We start from the raw sequence: 17,188 nt of genomic DNA, 5'->3' as shown, positions 1-17,188 counted from the left end.
GTGTTGGCTCGTCCAATCGTTAAAAGACTAATTTTTAAAAAATGCATTTAAATCAAGAATACAAAGGCAATATTTTAGTTGTTGATGATACACCAGATAACCTACGTCTGTTATCTGCAATGCTAACAGCACAAGGTTATGAAGTTCGTAAGGCTTTAAATGGTAAAATGGCATTAACTGCCTGTCAGATGGTTTTGCCTGATGTTATTCTGCTTGATATTAATATGCCTGGTATGGATGGGTATGAGGTGTGCAAGCAACTCAAAGTTGATGAAAAAACTTATGATATTCCCGTAATTTTTATTAGTGCTTTGGATGATGTATTAGATAAAGTAAAAGCTTTTGATGTTGGAGGTGTAGACTATATCACTAAACCTTTCCATGGAGCAGAAGTTTTATTGCGGATTGAAAATCAAATAAATTTACGTTTTCTACAACATAAACTAAAAGAACAGAATTTATTGCTACACAATACTCTTGACGAATTAAAAGTTGCCCAAGTCAAGCAGATTCAAAATGAGAAAATGGCAGCATTGGGACAGTTGGTTGCTGGAATTGCCCACGAAGTTAACAACCCCATCAGTTTAATTTACGGAAATATTGAATATGTTAGTCAGTACGTACAACAGTTAATTGACGTAGTGGAAGTTTATAACCAAGAGTATCCGAACCAAACACCAAAAATTCAGCGAACAGTTCAGGATATAGACTTAAATTTTTTGATGAATGATGTGAGAAAGTTAATGGGTGCCATGTACAGGGGTGCCGATCGCATCCGGCAAATAGTACTGGCACTACAAAACTTTTCAAGACTTGATGAAGCTGACATGAAGCCAGTCAATATCCATGAAGGTATCGATAGTACCCTTGTCATGTTACAGCATCGACTGAAAGAAACAGGGCACCGTCCCAGCATTAATGTTACAAAAGAATACAGTAGTTTGCCCTTGGTGAGCTGTTATCCTAGCGATCTCAATCAGGTGTTTATGCATATCATAAGTAATGCGATTGATGCTTTGGATCGGGGAAGTGGGGAATCAGGACTCGATACCGAGAATATGACTACCCCAGCTGTTAGTGACCCTTCGGGTATCTCTAAAGACGCTGAGTCCCAGGCGCGACACGCCGCTCGCAAAACGCACACGCAGCCTCCTGCTGGGGAAACCCCTGCTTTAGGGCTGTCTTACTCTCCCATCCCTACTATTCGCATTCACACTCAACTCACAAGCAACAAAACAGTTAAAATCAGCATTGCTGATAATGGACCTGGAATGGATGAATCAGTGAGATCCCGCTTATTCGATCCCTTTTTTACAACAAAACCTGTTGGAAAAGGGAGTGGGCTGGGATTATCAATTAGCCATCAAATTGTGGTAAACAAACACCAAGGATCGATCCAATGTTCCTCCTCCGTTGGAAAAGGAGCAGAGTTTATCATTGAAATACCAATTGAGCAACCAGAAACAATGTCGAACACGGAAACCTGAGAAACTTTAGCTGGCTTAAGTACTATTGCTAAGTATGAAGAGAAAGATAAGAATCTTTATCAAATAACTGAATTGCCCTCAATACTGTCTGAGCTTAGCAACTGATTCTCTAGCAAGTCATGACTTTTTGAATTAATGTTCTACATTTTTCTATTGCATAGCATAATAGAATTGTGACTCATTTGTTAGACCCTTTACGTTCGCTTGAGGAAGGTCACTGGTTCAAGCTCATATGCGGAGCCAGCTTCCAACATCTGCCTGCAGTCCGAAGCTTAACATTAGCCTACACTTTGGCGGGGGCTGACTGCATAGATGTTGCCGCCGATCCGTCTGTGATTGCTGCAGCTAAGGAGGGGCTGCAAATTGCATCGGAGTTGGGTAGGTCGGCCCAGCAACAAGGATTTGGCTGGTACGAAAAAAAACCGCTGTTGATGGTCAGCCTCAATGATGGCGAAGACCCGCATTTTCGGAAAGCCGAATTTCATGTTACGCAATGCCCCACAAACTGCGATCGCCCCTGTGAAAAAATTTGTCCGGCCCAAGCAATTGTTTTCGATGGCACAAACAGCAACTTTTCGGGAGTCTTATCTGAAAAGTGTTACGGCTGCGGTCGTTGCATTCCTATATGTCCATATGATATAATTTATACAAAATCATATGTATCAACACCGGGAGCGATCGCGCCATTGATCTTGTCAACTGGGGTGGATGCCTTAGAAATTCATACAAATGTTGGTCGTTTGGCAGAATTCAAAAGATTGTGGCAAGCCATTGCTCCTTGGGTTGAGCGGTTGAAGTTAGTAGCAATTAGCTGTCCGGATGGTGATGGTTTAATTAACTATCTTCACAATCTCTATGAAGTCATTAGCCCCCTACCTTGCGTCCTAGTGTGGCAAACAGATGGTCGTCCTATGAGTGGAGATATTGGCGATGGTACGACATTAGCAGCCGTCAAGTTAGGGCAAAAAGTTTTGGCAGCAAAATTACCGGGATATGTGCAATTGGCAGGAGGAACCAACAGCTATACTGTTGCTAAATTACGAACTATGGGCTTGTTGAGGGAAAGGGACAAGGAGGAGAAGGGGGACAAGGTAGAATTTTCTTCCCTGTCTTCCCCCTCCACCTTGTCTACCTTGTCTTCCCGCTCTACCTTGTCACCAAGCATAGCCGGAATCGCATACGGTAGCTACGCCCGAGTCTTGCTGTCACCAATTTTAGAAGAGTTAGAACAACGGGAGGTGAGCCAAGCCAGTGTCAAAGTAAGTATGCGCCTAGAAGAAGAACCATTCTTGCTCTGGCAAGCAGTTAAGCTTGCAGATTCCCTCGTTTCCCAGCTCAAGTCGCGGTCATAGGGGCTATTAGTCCCGAAATCCGCCTTTGTGACATTTTCCCAGATGGAAAACCCCACTTATGGAAATGTCCTCGCTATCTCTAAAAAACGTCACCATAGAAAGCATGACGATTACAGACGATCTCCAAAAATTATTAGATATATTGCCCCAAGACCTGCGGCAAACTCTAGAAAAGCATCCACAACGAGATAGCTTAGTTGAAGTAGTCTTGGATTTAGGTCGTCGCCCAGAAGCTCGGTTTCCCTCAGCAGCTGAGTATCTGAGTGAAGTACCCGTTACTCAAGAACAGATAGATGATTGCATTCAAAGAGTGGGAACTTTTGGTGGAGATAATCGGGCAGGAATTGAGCAAACCCTGCACCGGATCAGTGCCATCCGCAACCGCAATGGAAAGATTATAGGTCTAACCTGTCGCGTTGGTCGGGCAATCTTCGGAACAATTGGCACGATCCGCGATTTAGTAGAAACTGGAAAATCAATTCTCATGCTAGGACGTCCGGGTGTGGGCAAAACAACAGCCTTGCGGGAAATTGCCCGCGTTCTGGCTGATGAACTGCACAAAAGAGTGGTGATTATCGATACCTCTAACGAAATAGCAGGTGATGGTGACGTTGCTCACCCTGCCATTGGGCGATCTCGACGGATGCAAGTGGCTCATCCAGAACTACAACATCAAGTGATGATTGAAGCGGTGGAGAACCACATGCCAGAAGTTATCGTGATTGATGAAATTGGTACGGAACTCGAAGCCCTAGCCGCCCGTACCATAGCCGAACGAGGCGTTCAATTAGTGGGAACTGCTCATGGCAACCAGATTGAAAACTTGATAAAAAACCCGACGCTTTCCGATTTAGTGGGTGGTATCCAGGCTGTGACACTGGGAGACGATGAAGCCAGACGGCGGGGAACTCAAAAAACTGTTTTGGAACGAAAAGCCCCTCCGACTTTTGAAATTGCCGTAGAAATGTTGGAACGAGAGCGCTGGGTGGTACACGAAAGTGTATCGGAGACAGTAGATACTCTTCTTCGAGGGCGTCAACCCAACCCGCAGGTTAGAACTGTTGATGAGAAGGGGAAGGTGGTGATTTCCCGCCAAGTCATTCCCCTTTCAAGTCGCACGCACGCAACAGTCAGCGAAGAAAGTTTTGCTCCCTCAGCCAGAGTTTCCAACGGTTGGCGTACAACCGGTCAAATGCTACCCCTGCCTTCGCTGGGAAGTGAAACACAAAATGGTTTGGGGAAAAGCGAGTTTGAGCGCTTGTTGGATGAATCTTTGAATGAATTTGATGGCTTTGATACTGAAAATAGATATGCCGGACCTAATGGCGAAGATTTGCCACTGCACATATATCCTTATGGTGTCAGCCGCAGCCAATTAGATCAGGTCATTCAGGTTCTATCTTTGCCCATACGCTTGACAAAAGATCTCGATAGTGCTGATGCAATATTGGCGTTGCGATCGCACGTCAAAAACCATGCCAAATTGAGGCAATTGGCGAAAGCCCGTCAAGTCCCAATCCACATGATCAAAGCCAGCACCATGCCGCAGATTACGAGAGCTCTGCGACGCTTGCTAAATCTTGACGATCCCGAGATTGGCGACGAACGTGAAATGCAACTCTTTCTGCATAGCGCCAGCGATGATGAGATTGACGCCCTAGAAGAAGCAAGACTTGCTGTCGAGCAAATTGTGATCCCCAAAGGGCAACCAGTCGAATTATTACCCCGTTCTGCCTCAGTACGCAAAATGCAACACGAGTTGGTAGAGCACTATCGCCTCAAGTCCGATAGTTTTGGCGAAGAACCAAATCGGCGTCTGCGGATTTATCCCGCATAAATTCAGCTTTGATTCCTTTGCCATCAGGGTGCGTTAACTTTTGCTTAACGCACCATTTTGATGTTTGTTATTCCATCTGTCCTGATTGTAAATCTGATTCATATCAAATCCGGTAGCATCTGAATGATTAAAAAACCGCAGAGGACGCAGAGGACGCAGAGGGAGAGGACAGAGGAATAATTCTGATACCAACGGATTTGATATCAGTTCTTTTAGTCATTAGCCCTGATTGTGCTTCGTTTTTTGCTTATTTACAAATGTTGTTTCAAAAGTTTTGTGTGTTTTTGTGTGTTTTTATGCTAGCGTGAGTGATACATCGATAAAAGAAGCGTTTTGATGAGTATTGGGAGCAAACTGTAACTGCAGGAGCCGTGAGATTAATGTAGAATTACAATTTCTCTTTTTCTGGGAACTATACGTATATTTTCTGCCTTACACTTATGATTCAAACTGTTGGGATTACCAAAGCAATTACTAACCTGAACCAAGCGCACGCCAAGTTCAATTTAAGCCAGAATACTGATAGTGAATTCTTCACAGAATGGTACGAAGATTTACCAGAACTCACTGTTAGTGAAAAAACATTTTTGGATCGGCTGAAGAGACGTTACCTCTATTATGCTGCAGACGGTTCAATTACAGAAGGGACTGTCAATATTATTATGCTATCGCCGCTACTGGAATTCTTAAATTTGTGCGACCCACCTTTTAAAATTCAGAGTGAGGAATTGGTCAAAGTCGAAATTGAAAACGGAGGCGAAGAACCCTTATTAGAAGGATTCATTGACGCTTTAGTGCTACAAAATAGAATTTGGGTAGTGTTAATTGAATCAAAGAGATATGGTTTGAGCATTATGCAAGCTCTGGGGCAAACTTTAGCCTATATAATGGCAAACCCCAACTTAGAAATGCCAGTCTTTGGAATGATAATGACTGGTGAAGACTATATTTTTCTCAAGCTAAATCAGCAGGCTCATCAATATGCTTTATCAAACAAGTTTACGCTTTCCAACCCAAGAGAAAACGAATTGTATCAGGTTGTGCAAGTCATAAAGCGAATTGTTAGTTTGGTCGAACAGCCATGATTGGCAAGGAGAAAGCAGGGTACAGAACCGAGAGACACGGTGGGCATTGCCCACCTCTAATTACTTCTTATTAAATAAGCTAATGATTAACGGATTTAGCTTGATGCTAAAACATTTTGTAGCTTTGCCACCATCTCAGTTCGTGCTGAGACTCCTAACTTGCGAAACATTCTTTTTAAAGCTTGCTTAACTGAATTTTGTGTAATCCAAAGTTTTTCACCAATTTCTGCATTTGTTAACCCCTGTGCGACTAGTGTAGCAATCTCTAATTCTCGTGGTGTTAGGCGATTGGCTAGTGGTGAGTTGATGGCTTTTGGTTTCGCTTGCGCCTGTAAGGTAGCAATTTTTGCTGATAAGTGCAAGCACAATGCACTGAGATCTGCAAGATCGTTGGCATTAAAGGCTGGAGCACCGCTAGCACGTGTTAAATTCAGCGTTCCCACAAGACGACCGTCACAAACGATTGGTCCGCTCATAACGTGTTCGTGATCGTGACGGGAACAAAAATTTTTCCAGTCTCCCGAGGGTAACACCAATTCCTCGTGGGCTGGAGCGTGTCGCTCAACCACATATTGCCCGACTGGGTTGCTTTCCAAACAAACATCTGGGATAACCTTTATATCAGCCTCAGCCGTATTATGGTCATCTAACAGGTATATACCCCAGTGCTGCACACCAAAGTACTCGCCAACTGTGTCCATGACAGCTAGTCGTAGTTCTTGCTCGTTTTGAGCTTTAGCGATCGCCTGAAATAGGTCATGAAGAGAGTTAGCCATTGTAATATAAGTGTACCCACTTGAGGACTATGCATTCTTAATAATTATTTCTATGCTAGCTGATAGGAGCGAAGGTAAAAACTTACATAATTAGTAACTATAGGAGAATCCCGTGACCGCAACACAAGTCTCTGCCCAAGAACTTTTTCGGGCTGCTTACGAAAACCGCTACACCTGGGATAAAAATTTCCCTGGCTATACTGCAGATGTAACCTATAAGCATGGTGAGAAAGTGTTTGCAGGTAAAGTTCGTGTCAACGCTAATCTCAAAGCAGAAGTCTTTGAAGTAGAAGACGAACAAGCCACCCAAGCTCTGAACAATCAGTTGTGGGAAATCGCTATTCACCGCATTCGTCGTACTTTTGAAGAAACCCACGGCTCAAACACCTTTCGCTACGGTGCGACTGATGAAACTGGTGCTGTAGAGATTTTGATGGGCGGTAAGGCGGAAGGAGATAGATATAAAGTTCGCAATAATGAGGTGTCTCTTGTCCACCGACACATTCATGGTGTTGTTGTAACTATTAATACCTTTAGCAGTCACGATACAGGTGAAGGATACCTCTCCCACACATATGACTCTGTTTACCACGACCCAAAAACAGGGGAACAAAAGGGAGGAAGAAGTGAATTTGAGGATGAGTACGAGAAAGTTGGCGACTATGTTATCCTAAATCGCCGCTTGATTCGGACTGAAGCAGATAAGCAAGTCCATACCCAAGAATTTATTTTCTCGAATATCCAACTGTTAGAGCCGACTGCTGAGTAGTTATGCAATAACATCAGCATAGCTTTTTATCTGAATTTTTTTAACAATCCCGTTATGGTGCAAATTGCACGTAACGGGATGTTTTTATGCTATAGTGCCAAACTTCTATTTGTTTATAGTTGGGCTTTAGCCCTAAAGCTCAACTACACCTAGGAACGCTTATAAAAAAGTGCAAGTTGGAATACTAAAGCACGCTCGAACACTTAATTGACAAGTTATTTATTTGAGGCTTTTCTCAAAATGTAACGGGGATCTTGCAAGCTTTCCAAGCACAGAAATAATACGGATAAATAATCTTTTTAGATTTTCTCATTTTCTTTCTTTCCGGAGAAATACTTTTTCTGTGATAAGATAAAATTAAAGAAGGAAAACAACCTTCGGATAGATGCGGAGAATAAATACTCGTTTCAAGAAGATTTATTATGTATATCTTGAAAAGATTTTAGATACTGTTATTACGATTGCGGAATTTATATTTTGATATTCAACAGATTTCGTAAGTAAAAACACTCTCAACAACAGTCAAGTATTAGGGTCCACTACCATGAGCAGAAACCGTCCTACAACTCTCACTAACCGATTGAACGAAATTATCAATCAGTTAGAGCCATCAGCCAACCAAAACCATCTTAAGATTCTTGAGCCAAACTTTGAAGCGATCGCCTTCTCAAGACCGTTAAAAGTTAGTCAATAACATTTTGGGTTGGCAATACTCACCCGATGCTCAATCTTTCCAAAATTTCCAAAAAATAGTAAGCTTCGGCTGAAGTCTATCGCCCAACTATAAATTTCCTATTTAGTTGCTACTCCTGCAATATGAGGGCTAACTATAGGAACAGGAGCGCGAAAATGTTCGTAATTTACATTTGAAAATCCGGCATTGTCTAAAGCAATCCAAGTTTCTCTGTCTGGAGAACAACCATCTCCTATTAATTTCCATACAGGACGAATCGTACTTTGAATCTTTCTCAACATTGTTTCCTGGGGTGCAGCAACGTGTTCAATAAATAGAAAATGTCCGCCCGGTTTCAGCACTCGTAAAATTTCCTGTAACGTATTATATAAATTGGGAACGGAACATAGAACGAGGGTACTTACAACAGCATCCATACTATTGTCTTCTGCATCTATACGCTCAGAACTAGCAGTACGGATCTCAATATTGTTGAAATTGAGTTTTTGAGCTTCTATTTTGAGATAGGAATGCATAAATGGGTTCGGCTCAATTCCTATCCAATTGATGTTTTTGGGAAAGTAAGCTAGGTTAACGCCAGTTCCAGGACCGATTTCTAAAACATTACCATTGAGACTACCAAATAAGGATTGCTTGCGATCGCGTACAGCTTCATCATATGGACCCCCTCTATCTAAAGACATCATCCAAGCAAATACACGCTTACCACAGTTAGCACAATTACAAGGTTGGGTTTTTACCATTTTTACCTCCTGTTATTTTTCTTGCATTGGTTGCTAGCTTAAACTTGTTTTTGCCTTTGAGATTGATACACTAAGTATATGGAATTTATATTTTTTCAGCATCGCCTACTTGGTTCACCAAATAGGGTGATTTTTTATATTCACTACAGTACTTAAAATTCCTGATGAAGCTTGCATTTCAAGGCTTCACAAAGTCTCCATTTTTTTGCCCTATTTTTAAATACAAAGGATTCCCTTTTGGAAAAATTTTTTCTTTGGGAGGTGCGAGGTTACTAGATTTCGCACCTGTTTCTTTTTTATCCTCAAATTACAGATAAGCGATTTGAGCTCGTGACTCAAATCGCTCATTTAGCGCCCATTGATGAAGGGATCTTAAAGAAATCCCTAAAAAATTAAATTATGCGGGAATGACTTGAACAATCAGTGACCGTTTATCAAGTGACTGGACTTTACCCACTGAACTCAGATCCGCTACAATGCGGTCTAGCAATTCTCCGGCGTTACTGCGATATTGATTTTCTCGACCTCTTAAGCGAATCATAAATTTTACTGAATCGCCTTTACTCAACCACTGACTGGCTTGACTGATGCGTAAATTGTAATCAGCTAGACCTATGTTTGGACGAAGACGAACTTCCTTAACCGTGGGTCTGGCACTCTGTGTTTGACGTTTTTTCTTTTGATACTGAAGCTTGCCATAGTTCAGGATCTTCGCCACTGGAGCATCTTTGCTCTCGGAGACTACAACCAAGTCAAGATCTACGCTCTCAGCTAGTTGTAGAGCTTCACGGGTATCAGTCAAACCACGATTGTTATTCTCGTGGTCAATCAAGAAGACTTGAGGTGACTTGATTTGTGAGTTGATGAGTTGCTTTTGAATTACGATAACGTTTTCCTCTCAATTGTTGAACAATTTGCTTGACAAGTAATACCAAGGTAGCACAACACTCATTATGAACATCATTAGAAGGTTGTGGGGTGTAAAAAAATCACTACTCTACGGGGGTCTGACAAACTTACTATATATATTATATTCGAGATTTATTTAGCCAACATACCAGTAGAAAATCTATAATTAAAGTATTAATTTTAACATTTTTTAATGTAAACCCCAATTTTGCTCAATACCCATCCACCTAAAACAAAATACGGGTTTCAAAACTAGATTGTTGACTGTAATGCTTTGCCAGTAGGATATTCATAATCCTGCACTCATAGCAACATAATATTTAACTGATGGAAAAAGCGATCGCACTACCCAATTACATTAACAATCAGTGGTGTACTTCTAACGCTACAGAGTATTTGGACGTAATTAATCCAGCTACAGCAGAGGTATTGGCTCGAGTCCCACTCTCTCTAGCTTCTGAGGTAGAGCAAGCAGTCCAAGCAGCCTCAGAGGCTTTTGGAAATTGGCGGCGTACACCACCAACAGAACGAGTACAGTATCTCTTTAAACTCAAGAATTTACTAGAAGAACACTTTGAAGACTTGGCTCGTACCATTACCTTAGAGTGCGGTAAAACTTTGGCTGAGTCTAAAGGTGAAATGCGCCGCGCTATTGAAAATGTTGAAGTTGCTTGTGGAATCCCCATGATGATGCAAGGAACCAACTTGGAAGACATTGCTAGGGGTATTGATGAAATGATGATCCGACAACCTTTAGGCGTGTGCGCTGTCATTGCTCCGTTCAATTTTCCTGGAATGATCCCCTTTTGGTTCTTACCCTATGCCATTGCTTGTGGAAATACTTACATCGTTAAGCCATCAGAAAAAGTTCCTCTGACAATGCAAAAAGTTTTTCAATTATTGGAAAAAACAGGATTGCCTCAAGGTGTTGTTAACTTAGTCAATGGTGCCAAAGAAGTTGTGGACGCAATTTTAGATCATCCCAAGATTCGAGCGATTAGCTTTGTAGGTTCTACACCAGTTGCTAAGTATATATATAGTAGAGGAGCCACTAACGGCAAGCGAGTTCAATGCCAAGGTGGTGCTAAAAATCCACTGATTGTTTTGCCAGATGCAGATTTGGAGATGACAACACGCATTGCTGCTGATAGTGCCTTTGGTTGTGCAGGACAGCGCTGTCTTGCAGCTTCCATTGCTGTGACTGTTGGAGAAGCACGTCGGAGTTTCACCGAAGCGATCGCAGAAACTGCTCAAAAGCGTGCTGTTGGTTCTGGTTTAGACCCCGGTATAGAAATGGGACCCGTCATTACTGCTCAAAGCAAGGCAAGAATTGAGGGTTTAATTCAGCAGGGAGCAGATGAAGGAGCAACAGTACTGGTAGATGGACGGTCTCCCAATATACCAAGTTATGAAAGGGGTTACTTTGTACGTCCCACAATTCTACAAAATGTCGATCCATCTGGTGACATTGCCCGTACAGAAATATTTGGTCCCGTACTGAGCCTAATTCATGTAGAGACAATTGAGCAAGCGATCGCCCTAGTCAACGGCGGTCAATATGGGAACATGGCTTGTTTATTTACATCAAGCGGTGCTGCTGCACGTAAATTTCGTTATGAAGCCGAGGCTGGTAATATTGGCATCAATATAGGAGTTGCAGCACCAATGGCATTCTTCCCATTTAGCGGTTGGAAAGAAAGCTTTTTTGGTGACTTACACGGTCAAAGCAACCACGCTGTCGAATTTTTTACCCAAACAAAAGTTGTTGTAGAACGCTGGCCTAGCAACTGGTCCCGTCAATTCTGAATTTTACGCCAGTATGCCGAACCATCTCGCTTTCTATCGAGCAATCCTCGCTCAAATAACTCCCGCCTTAACAAAGCCGGATCGCCAAAGGTATGATGCTGGTTCAGCAATTGGTTAACTTGTTTTTCTGAATAAATGCTGTCAATCTCAAATTGATTTGCCAAATACTCTAAAACCAATTGCTGAAACCTACTTCTATTTCGCTTGGAAGGCCATTCTTTTACCCGTCCTTGTTCGTCCAAATACCTCTTCAGGTCCTCTGAGCCATTCATAGTTGTTGTAGAAATAGATAATTTTTATCCCATTTCATTAAAACGCAAAGGTTGTTCTAAGAGTACAGATAATTGAGTCACGATTTTCAGAGTTTTGTCCTGGTGAAAGAATCCAAATCAAACCGGGAGTCACAGAGATGTTACTATTTATCTGATGTTGGTAAAAGCCCTCAATATGAATTGGGACATCATTCTTAGCATTGACAGCAAACTGACTCGCATTCCCCAAATAAGGCTCTACACCCACAACAATCCCACCTAAGTTACTTTTTTTACCAAGATCGGGAAAGGCAAAGGTGAGTGCATAAGTCCAAATATCTCCAGTTCCAAGATTCATGAAATGAGCGTTTATATAGGAAAACCAGCCATTAATTGTAAATCGAGGGTTAAATCTGTACGTAAATTCTGCACCATAAGCATTGACTTTTGATGGAACTGTACCAACATCAAAACCTCCACCGTTTGCTAAGTTAGTACCAACTGAAGCAAGGTTACTCCCCGTATCAAAAATAGCAAATTGTCGATATGCATTAATATAAGTCAGACCAATTGAAAACTGGTTACTTGGCGAAAAAGTGAGTTGAGCCGAGGCTGCGTAATTGCCATCAAATAAATTATAACTATCTGCTAAATAACCTGTAGATAATAATAAATTTTGACTGAATGAGTAAGTGACTCCACCTCCAGAACCACCCCCAATTAAATAAATAGGATTGCGTTGACCAAAGACCGACAGAGAACCTTTACCACTACCGTATCCTTCTACGTAAGAACTGACTGTGGGAGCATAGTCATAATGAACACCTCCAACAGCAGCAACATAACCTTGAATGTTCTTACCAATTGGGAAAAAGTAGGATATCCAGTCAGCAGAGATTGTATTGTTAGTATTTCCGAAGTTAAAGGTCTGAATTGCTTCAACTCCATAACCTGTCAAATTAAAGATATTCGCGTTACCAGATGCAATTCTGATATGCAGTCTATCTTTTCCCGTGAAGCTGCTCTGAAAGTTTAAGCGGGCTCTTTCTTGAAAAACGGTATTATTGTTAGTCGGCTGATTGAATTCATCTGTAAGCGCAAAGATAACTTCGCCAACGAGTTTGGTTGTAGCAGAAAATTGTTGTTCCTGCAAAGTGGTGGTCTGCATCTCAAGCCGAGCGACTCGACTTTGTAAAGTAGCAAGTTCTGCTGCAAATATCTCTTGCAGTTTTTTCCATGTTTCTAAATCTTCTTCCTGGCTCAAATTAACAGTACTCTGAGTCAGCAATTTGTTAATTTGTTCTATACATACATTTAATTTAGAAGCAAATTCATAACGGGTTAGAGTCTGATTTCCTCTGTATGTTTTGTCAAAATAGCCTTCAGTGCAACCATAACGTTCAAATAAAGACTGTGCTGCTTGAAATTCCCAATCCTTTGCTCCTATATCAAGAAGTTGGGAAACTGAATTGACTCGAGCCATTGGTGCAATCTCTAACTGCTCGTTGAAAACTGCTTGTGTTTCTGTCACTAAAGTTGCATTTGTAAGTAATAATCCACTAACTAGACTTGTTAAATGCAAAATCAGATAATTCACAACTTTTTTAGGCATAATGTTTTTTCATCTAGGATTACAAAATGCACTAGTACATGAAGGTAGCCCCGAACGCTCGTCTGATGACAGAAGGCTTTTTGCCTGTTACTAAATAGTTGCTTTATTTTAGCCGTGCTGTACTAACAATTGACTCCATAAATTCTCATAGGTCAATACAGTTCAGATAAGACTCAATTCCCTCTTAGCCTCTAGAGCGATCGGGTTTTGGCTACGGTAGTGTACACAAGTCTTCTAAAGTGCGTTCTTGCGCTTTCGATCCCCCCTAACCCCCCTTTTTAAGGGGGGAAATTGGAATCAACTCCCTGTTAAGCTAAGACGTCTGAAATTTTAAAGCTAACAACCTCACAGCAATGTTTTCAAGCTTAAAAAAGTACAATTTAGATGCGCGACAGCTTATCTAATTGAACCACGCTATCTTTTATTGCTGACGTACAAGAGAGCGATCGCCCACAGTAACTTTGACTAACTGGTTGTCGCGATTGAAGATGGCAGAGGTTTGAATTTTGCGTGCGACTTTTGGTATTGAAATCGTGCCAATTAATATGCCATCAGATTGCCATTGCCCGATATAGTGTGCTGAAGCTAGCTTGGGATACAAAGAACTGCAAAACTGGTAAAGCATCAGACGCAGCCCTGTTACCACCATACTAATTGGTAAGTAGTCAAACCATTGCCGATCGATCTGACGTATTAAAGGCAGTCTGGGCATTGCAAGAAATAGCAACGCAAGTCTTGGATCTTTTCCGTCTAATCGATGGAACATCAACCTGTTCTCATCTCGGGTATAAAACAATTTGGCATTTCCAGAATCCAGGTAAAATGAACCATCAATTGCCATCCGGTTTGTTACCCTCAATTGACCGATCTCTCGTCCCTTTCGAGTGAGACTAAAGTGTAACTGGGAATCAAGGGCGAAGGTAAGTGCTTGTGTGAGAGAGCGATCCGGAGTCACAGGCTCTACCACAGCATCTTTTGCTGGTATACCCTCGGAACAAAATTCACCGTTCACCATGAAGTTGGCAAAATTGAACGGAACAGTCGCTGCTCCGATGACCGGAGTCAGTTGCACCTGAATGTGGATGTGGGGTTGAGGTGAGTACCCAGAATTACCGCAACGTCCGAGTAAGGCTCCTCGCTCAATGCGATCGCCCTGATTGACCGCAATACTGTTCTGGGCAAAATGGGATATTTCGACGTAAAAGCCCCGTTCATCGTACAGTAACACGTAGTTACCCCAGTTACGGTCTTGGTCTACATGACCGATCTCGCAGTCTGGTAGATCCCGCACAACCAAAACCACTGAACCACGAATAGGTGACAGCACGGGTTTTTGAAAAGCATAATAATCTGTTAATTTTAACCCGTCGTCGCTGTAAGTAAGACCTCCCTCGTCGCGGATGAGAAAGTCATAAGCGTAACGCCAAAGCCCCTGATGAGTCCATTGTCCGTCAAAGCTTTGCCAAACTACCCAATTTCCTGTAAAAGGTAAGGCCAGGAGGCGACCTGTACTCCCGTGATACCGCTGTCTTGCTGTCAATTCATAATCCAAGGTTTTTTCTGGTGAGGATTGAGGGTATCTTGCTAACAAATGATGCCCTACAAGACCCAGCAGATACAATAGCATCAAGGTGACTACATTATACGGCAATGCATGTACTGGTAACGCCACTGCTGCCCAGAAGACACTCACAGCTTGACCCAGCAAGGCTGCCAATGCAACGCCAAGCGCTGCTAGTATGTAGCTTTGAGGTGATGGCAGCAAGTAAAATCCGCCAAGCGCCAGTGCTACCAAGATGAAATTCAATGTTGCAGGGTCGTAGTAGACATAAGCGAACGTTCCTGTCAGGATACCTTGGATAAAAGTTCCAAAAGTATAACTGAATACAGCTAACAAAAACTGTATGCGTGAATTCCACAATAATAGGAGTGCAACTATCATGCCAACCCATACATTGGGCAAGAAGAAGATCAAGCCTAATGTACGCAAGAAACCTTCAAGCGGCACTGGTAAGCCAATGGAGTAAGCATGTGCAGGCACAATAGCGTGCTGCAAACCAGCAAAGCGGAATGCTGCTAAATGAATAGTCCAGCTTACGGTAACAAATGGCAAACTCAGTACTGGTAGCAAAAAAAATGTGTGAAGTACGTAGGACAAAGTCCAAGTTAAGGTAAATGCTAGTATACCGGCAGCAGCAGCCAGAAACAGTGATGCCGCACTTAGTTGAAATAAATAACCAACACCTAGCCCCGCTAGAAGCGGATTGAATAAAAAGGGTCCTTGCTTCCAATATGCTACATCCAGTTGCGCTACTTTAGCAAAGCCAACTGCTGCAAGCACCCCTGTTAGACCCATCACCAGTACCGAGGGTTGCAGCAACATGGCGGACAGCAGCAAGGCTCCAACACCGACTCCACGTAAAAACAGGATTTCAGCAGTAGCAGCGCATACGGCATATACCAGATGTCGGAGCGTCTGTAATGCCGAGATTTTCATAAGCTTGTGGGTGCAAATTTTCTCAGATCCAACCGGGATGGCAAATGTTCCCGTCGTTCTAGATCGCTGAGATCTTCTGCCTCACGAATTAATTCTACATCGCCCGTCTCTGTCACCAACACCACATTAGGGCGGTATTCAATGAATTGCATCCATTGTGTGTTGTTGTATGCACCTACAGTGGAAATAACAAATCGGGTACCGCGTGAGAGTGGAGGTAATGAAATTGTTTCATCAATAACATCAATATTCATACATAACGGACCATATATGACCGATGGCTCGTAAAGACCCGAAACCTGGCGATCGAGGGCAATATCAAAGCGATACCAAAAGCTTGTGAACAGGAGATTCACACCAGCATCTATCACATAGGCACGAGTACCATCAGGCAGTCTCTTAGTACCGCAAACACTTGCAATTAGCGTTCCCGCTTCATCAATCACCGCCCGACCAGATTCAACGATCAGTTTTGGCATATGCCCTGGTTTTAAAGCCGCCCATAGAGCATCACAAACAGCGTCTGCATATTCTTCAATAGACGGCAACATAACCTCTGCCGCATGATACGTACCTTTCAAACGGCTGCGAGACGGAAAGCCACCGCCAATGTCAATATATTCCATTTGCCAACCGAACTCTTGCTCCACCTCATAGCCAAACATCACCATTTTCTCAACCTGGCGAGCATAGGCTGCGGGTTCCATAATAAAAGTTCCAATATGGCTGTGTAAACCGTTCACTCGTAATTTGCCACCACTGGCCATACGCCGAACAGCTTCCATGGCTTGACCGGATTCTAGATTGAAGCCAAAGCGCGACCAGCAAGGATAAATTCCAGCATTCAAATTAAGTCGGATACCCACTGAAATAGTTCGATTGAGGCGGGTGGCGATCGCTTCTAAATCTTCAATTTCATCTAGGTGATCGATATTGATGGTAACTCCATCACGCACGGCTGCTTCTAGAGTGGCAAATGGTTTGTGCGGTCCATTGAGAATAATTTGGTTTCCTGGAATCGAGAGTGCTTTTGCTTTGTCGTATTCCATTTTGGATACCAATTCCGCCATCGCCCCTTCCTGATGTAAGATAGCGCAAATGGCTTTCAAATAATTGGTTTTGTAAGACCAGCCAAAGGTTACATTTGGATAACGAGTGGTAAATGTATTGCGGATAGTGCGGAACTTTCGACGCAGTGTCTGTTCGGAATAAACAAACAACGGAGAGCCAAACTGTTGGACTAGATCGTCGATCGCAACGCCTGCAATCTCTGTTTGAACTTTGCACTGCGATTGGTTGTTTCCTGAAAATTTGTTCGTGAATTTGCTATCGAGTTTTTGAATCACGGGTTTTTCGTACTGATTGACCAT

At 42.6% G+C, this 17,188-nt stretch carries 14 protein-coding genes; 7 read left to right on the top strand and 7 right to left on the bottom strand.

Annotated features, from left to right (window positions below):
* Window positions 1-41 precede the first annotated feature (41 nt).
* From HC643_RS07165 to HC643_RS07150, 4 genes are all read left to right on the top strand, one after another.
* Window positions 42-1,487 (top strand): hybrid sensor histidine kinase/response regulator, encoded by a 1,446-nt coding sequence (locus tag HC643_RS07165; protein WP_038073012.1) that lies wholly within the window; start codon window positions 42-44, stop codon window positions 1,485-1,487.
* Window positions 1,488-1,660: 173 nt separating this feature from the next.
* Window positions 1,661-2,839, top strand: coding sequence for a circadian clock protein LdpA (ldpA, locus tag HC643_RS07160; protein ID WP_038073010.1), 1,179 nt, complete (start codon window positions 1,661-1,663; stop codon window positions 2,837-2,839).
* A gap of 103 nt (window positions 2,840-2,942) precedes the next feature.
* The gene (locus HC643_RS07155) at window positions 2,943-4,676 is read left to right on the top strand and encodes a R3H domain-containing nucleic acid-binding protein (RefSeq protein ID WP_038073001.1); all 1,734 of its coding nucleotides are present in this window, start codon (window positions 2,943-2,945) and stop codon (window positions 4,674-4,676) included.
* Between the two features lie 440 nt (window positions 4,677-5,116).
* Complete coding sequence (locus HC643_RS07150; protein WP_038073000.1) at window positions 5,117-5,761, top strand: type I restriction endonuclease subunit R; 645 nt, start codon at window positions 5,117-5,119, stop codon at window positions 5,759-5,761.
* Between the two features lie 95 nt (window positions 5,762-5,856).
* Here HC643_RS07150 and HC643_RS07145 read toward each other — a convergent pair whose 3' ends face one another.
* Window positions 5,857-6,537, bottom strand: a complete 681-nt coding sequence (locus tag HC643_RS07145) for a LuxR C-terminal-related transcriptional regulator (RefSeq protein ID WP_038072999.1) — start codon at window positions 6,535-6,537, stop codon at window positions 5,857-5,859.
* Between the two features lie 112 nt (window positions 6,538-6,649).
* On the opposite strand from HC643_RS07145, the gene HC643_RS07140 reads away from it, so the two are divergent.
* Both HC643_RS07140 and HC643_RS07135 read left to right on the top strand, forming a co-directional pair.
* A complete protein-coding gene (locus HC643_RS07140) occupies window positions 6,650-7,306 on the top strand; it encodes a DUF3386 domain-containing protein (RefSeq protein ID WP_038072998.1) in 657 nt (218 codons plus the stop codon).
* Window positions 7,307-7,850: 544 nt separating this feature from the next.
* Entirely contained in the window at window positions 7,851-8,000 is a 150-nt protein-coding gene (locus HC643_RS07135) for a hypothetical protein (protein ID WP_153021522.1), read from the top strand.
* A 98-nt stretch (window positions 8,001-8,098) separates the two neighbouring features.
* Here the strand turns inward: HC643_RS07135 and HC643_RS07130 are convergent, their stop codons facing one another.
* Both HC643_RS07130 and infC read right to left on the bottom strand, forming a co-directional pair.
* Entirely contained in the window at window positions 8,099-8,743 is a 645-nt protein-coding gene (locus HC643_RS07130; RefSeq protein ID WP_038072997.1) for a class I SAM-dependent methyltransferase, read from the bottom strand.
* A 397-nt stretch (window positions 8,744-9,140) separates the two neighbouring features.
* The gene (infC, locus tag HC643_RS07125) at window positions 9,141-9,608 is read right to left on the bottom strand and encodes a translation initiation factor IF-3 (RefSeq protein WP_272900264.1); all 468 of its coding nucleotides are present in this window, start codon (window positions 9,606-9,608) and stop codon (window positions 9,141-9,143) included.
* 371 nt (window positions 9,609-9,979) lie between these two features.
* On the opposite strand from infC, the gene HC643_RS07120 reads away from it, so the two are divergent.
* Window positions 9,980-11,458, top strand: a complete 1,479-nt coding sequence (locus HC643_RS07120) for a CoA-acylating methylmalonate-semialdehyde dehydrogenase (protein WP_038072995.1) — start codon at window positions 9,980-9,982, stop codon at window positions 11,456-11,458.
* Here the strand turns inward: HC643_RS07120 and HC643_RS07115 are convergent.
* The 4 genes from HC643_RS07115 to HC643_RS07100 all read right to left on the bottom strand — a co-directional run bounded on the left by HC643_RS07115 (window position 11,449) and on the right by HC643_RS07100 (window position 17,188).
* Window positions 11,449-11,730 carry a DUF2087 domain-containing protein gene (locus HC643_RS07115; protein WP_038072994.1) on the bottom strand — a complete coding sequence of 94 codons (282 nt, stop codon included), beginning with the start codon at window positions 11,728-11,730 and terminating at the stop codon, window positions 11,449-11,451. The genes HC643_RS07120 and HC643_RS07115 overlap by 10 nt on opposite strands.
* Window positions 11,731-11,767: 37 nt before the next feature.
* Entirely contained in the window at window positions 11,768-13,321 is a 1,554-nt protein-coding gene (locus HC643_RS07110) for an iron uptake porin (protein ID WP_050046327.1), read from the bottom strand.
* A gap of 421 nt (window positions 13,322-13,742) precedes the next feature.
* Window positions 13,743-15,818 carry an urea transporter gene (locus HC643_RS07105; RefSeq protein ID WP_038072993.1) on the bottom strand — a complete coding sequence of 692 codons (2,076 nt, stop codon included), beginning with the start codon at window positions 15,816-15,818 and terminating at the stop codon, window positions 13,743-13,745.
* Window positions 15,815-17,188, bottom strand: a complete 1,374-nt coding sequence (locus HC643_RS07100; protein ID WP_038072988.1) for an alanine racemase — start codon at window positions 17,186-17,188, stop codon at window positions 15,815-15,817. Before HC643_RS07100 ends, HC643_RS07105 begins: the two co-directional genes overlap by 4 nt.

The sequence above is a fragment of the Tolypothrix bouteillei VB521301 genome, assembly GCF_000760695.4.
Lineage (GTDB): Bacteria > Cyanobacteriota > Cyanobacteriia > Cyanobacteriales > Nostocaceae > Scytonema > Scytonema bouteillei_A.
The sequence above is the reverse complement of the archived record's forward strand: the minus strand, read 5'-3'. Positions and strand labels throughout refer to the sequence as shown.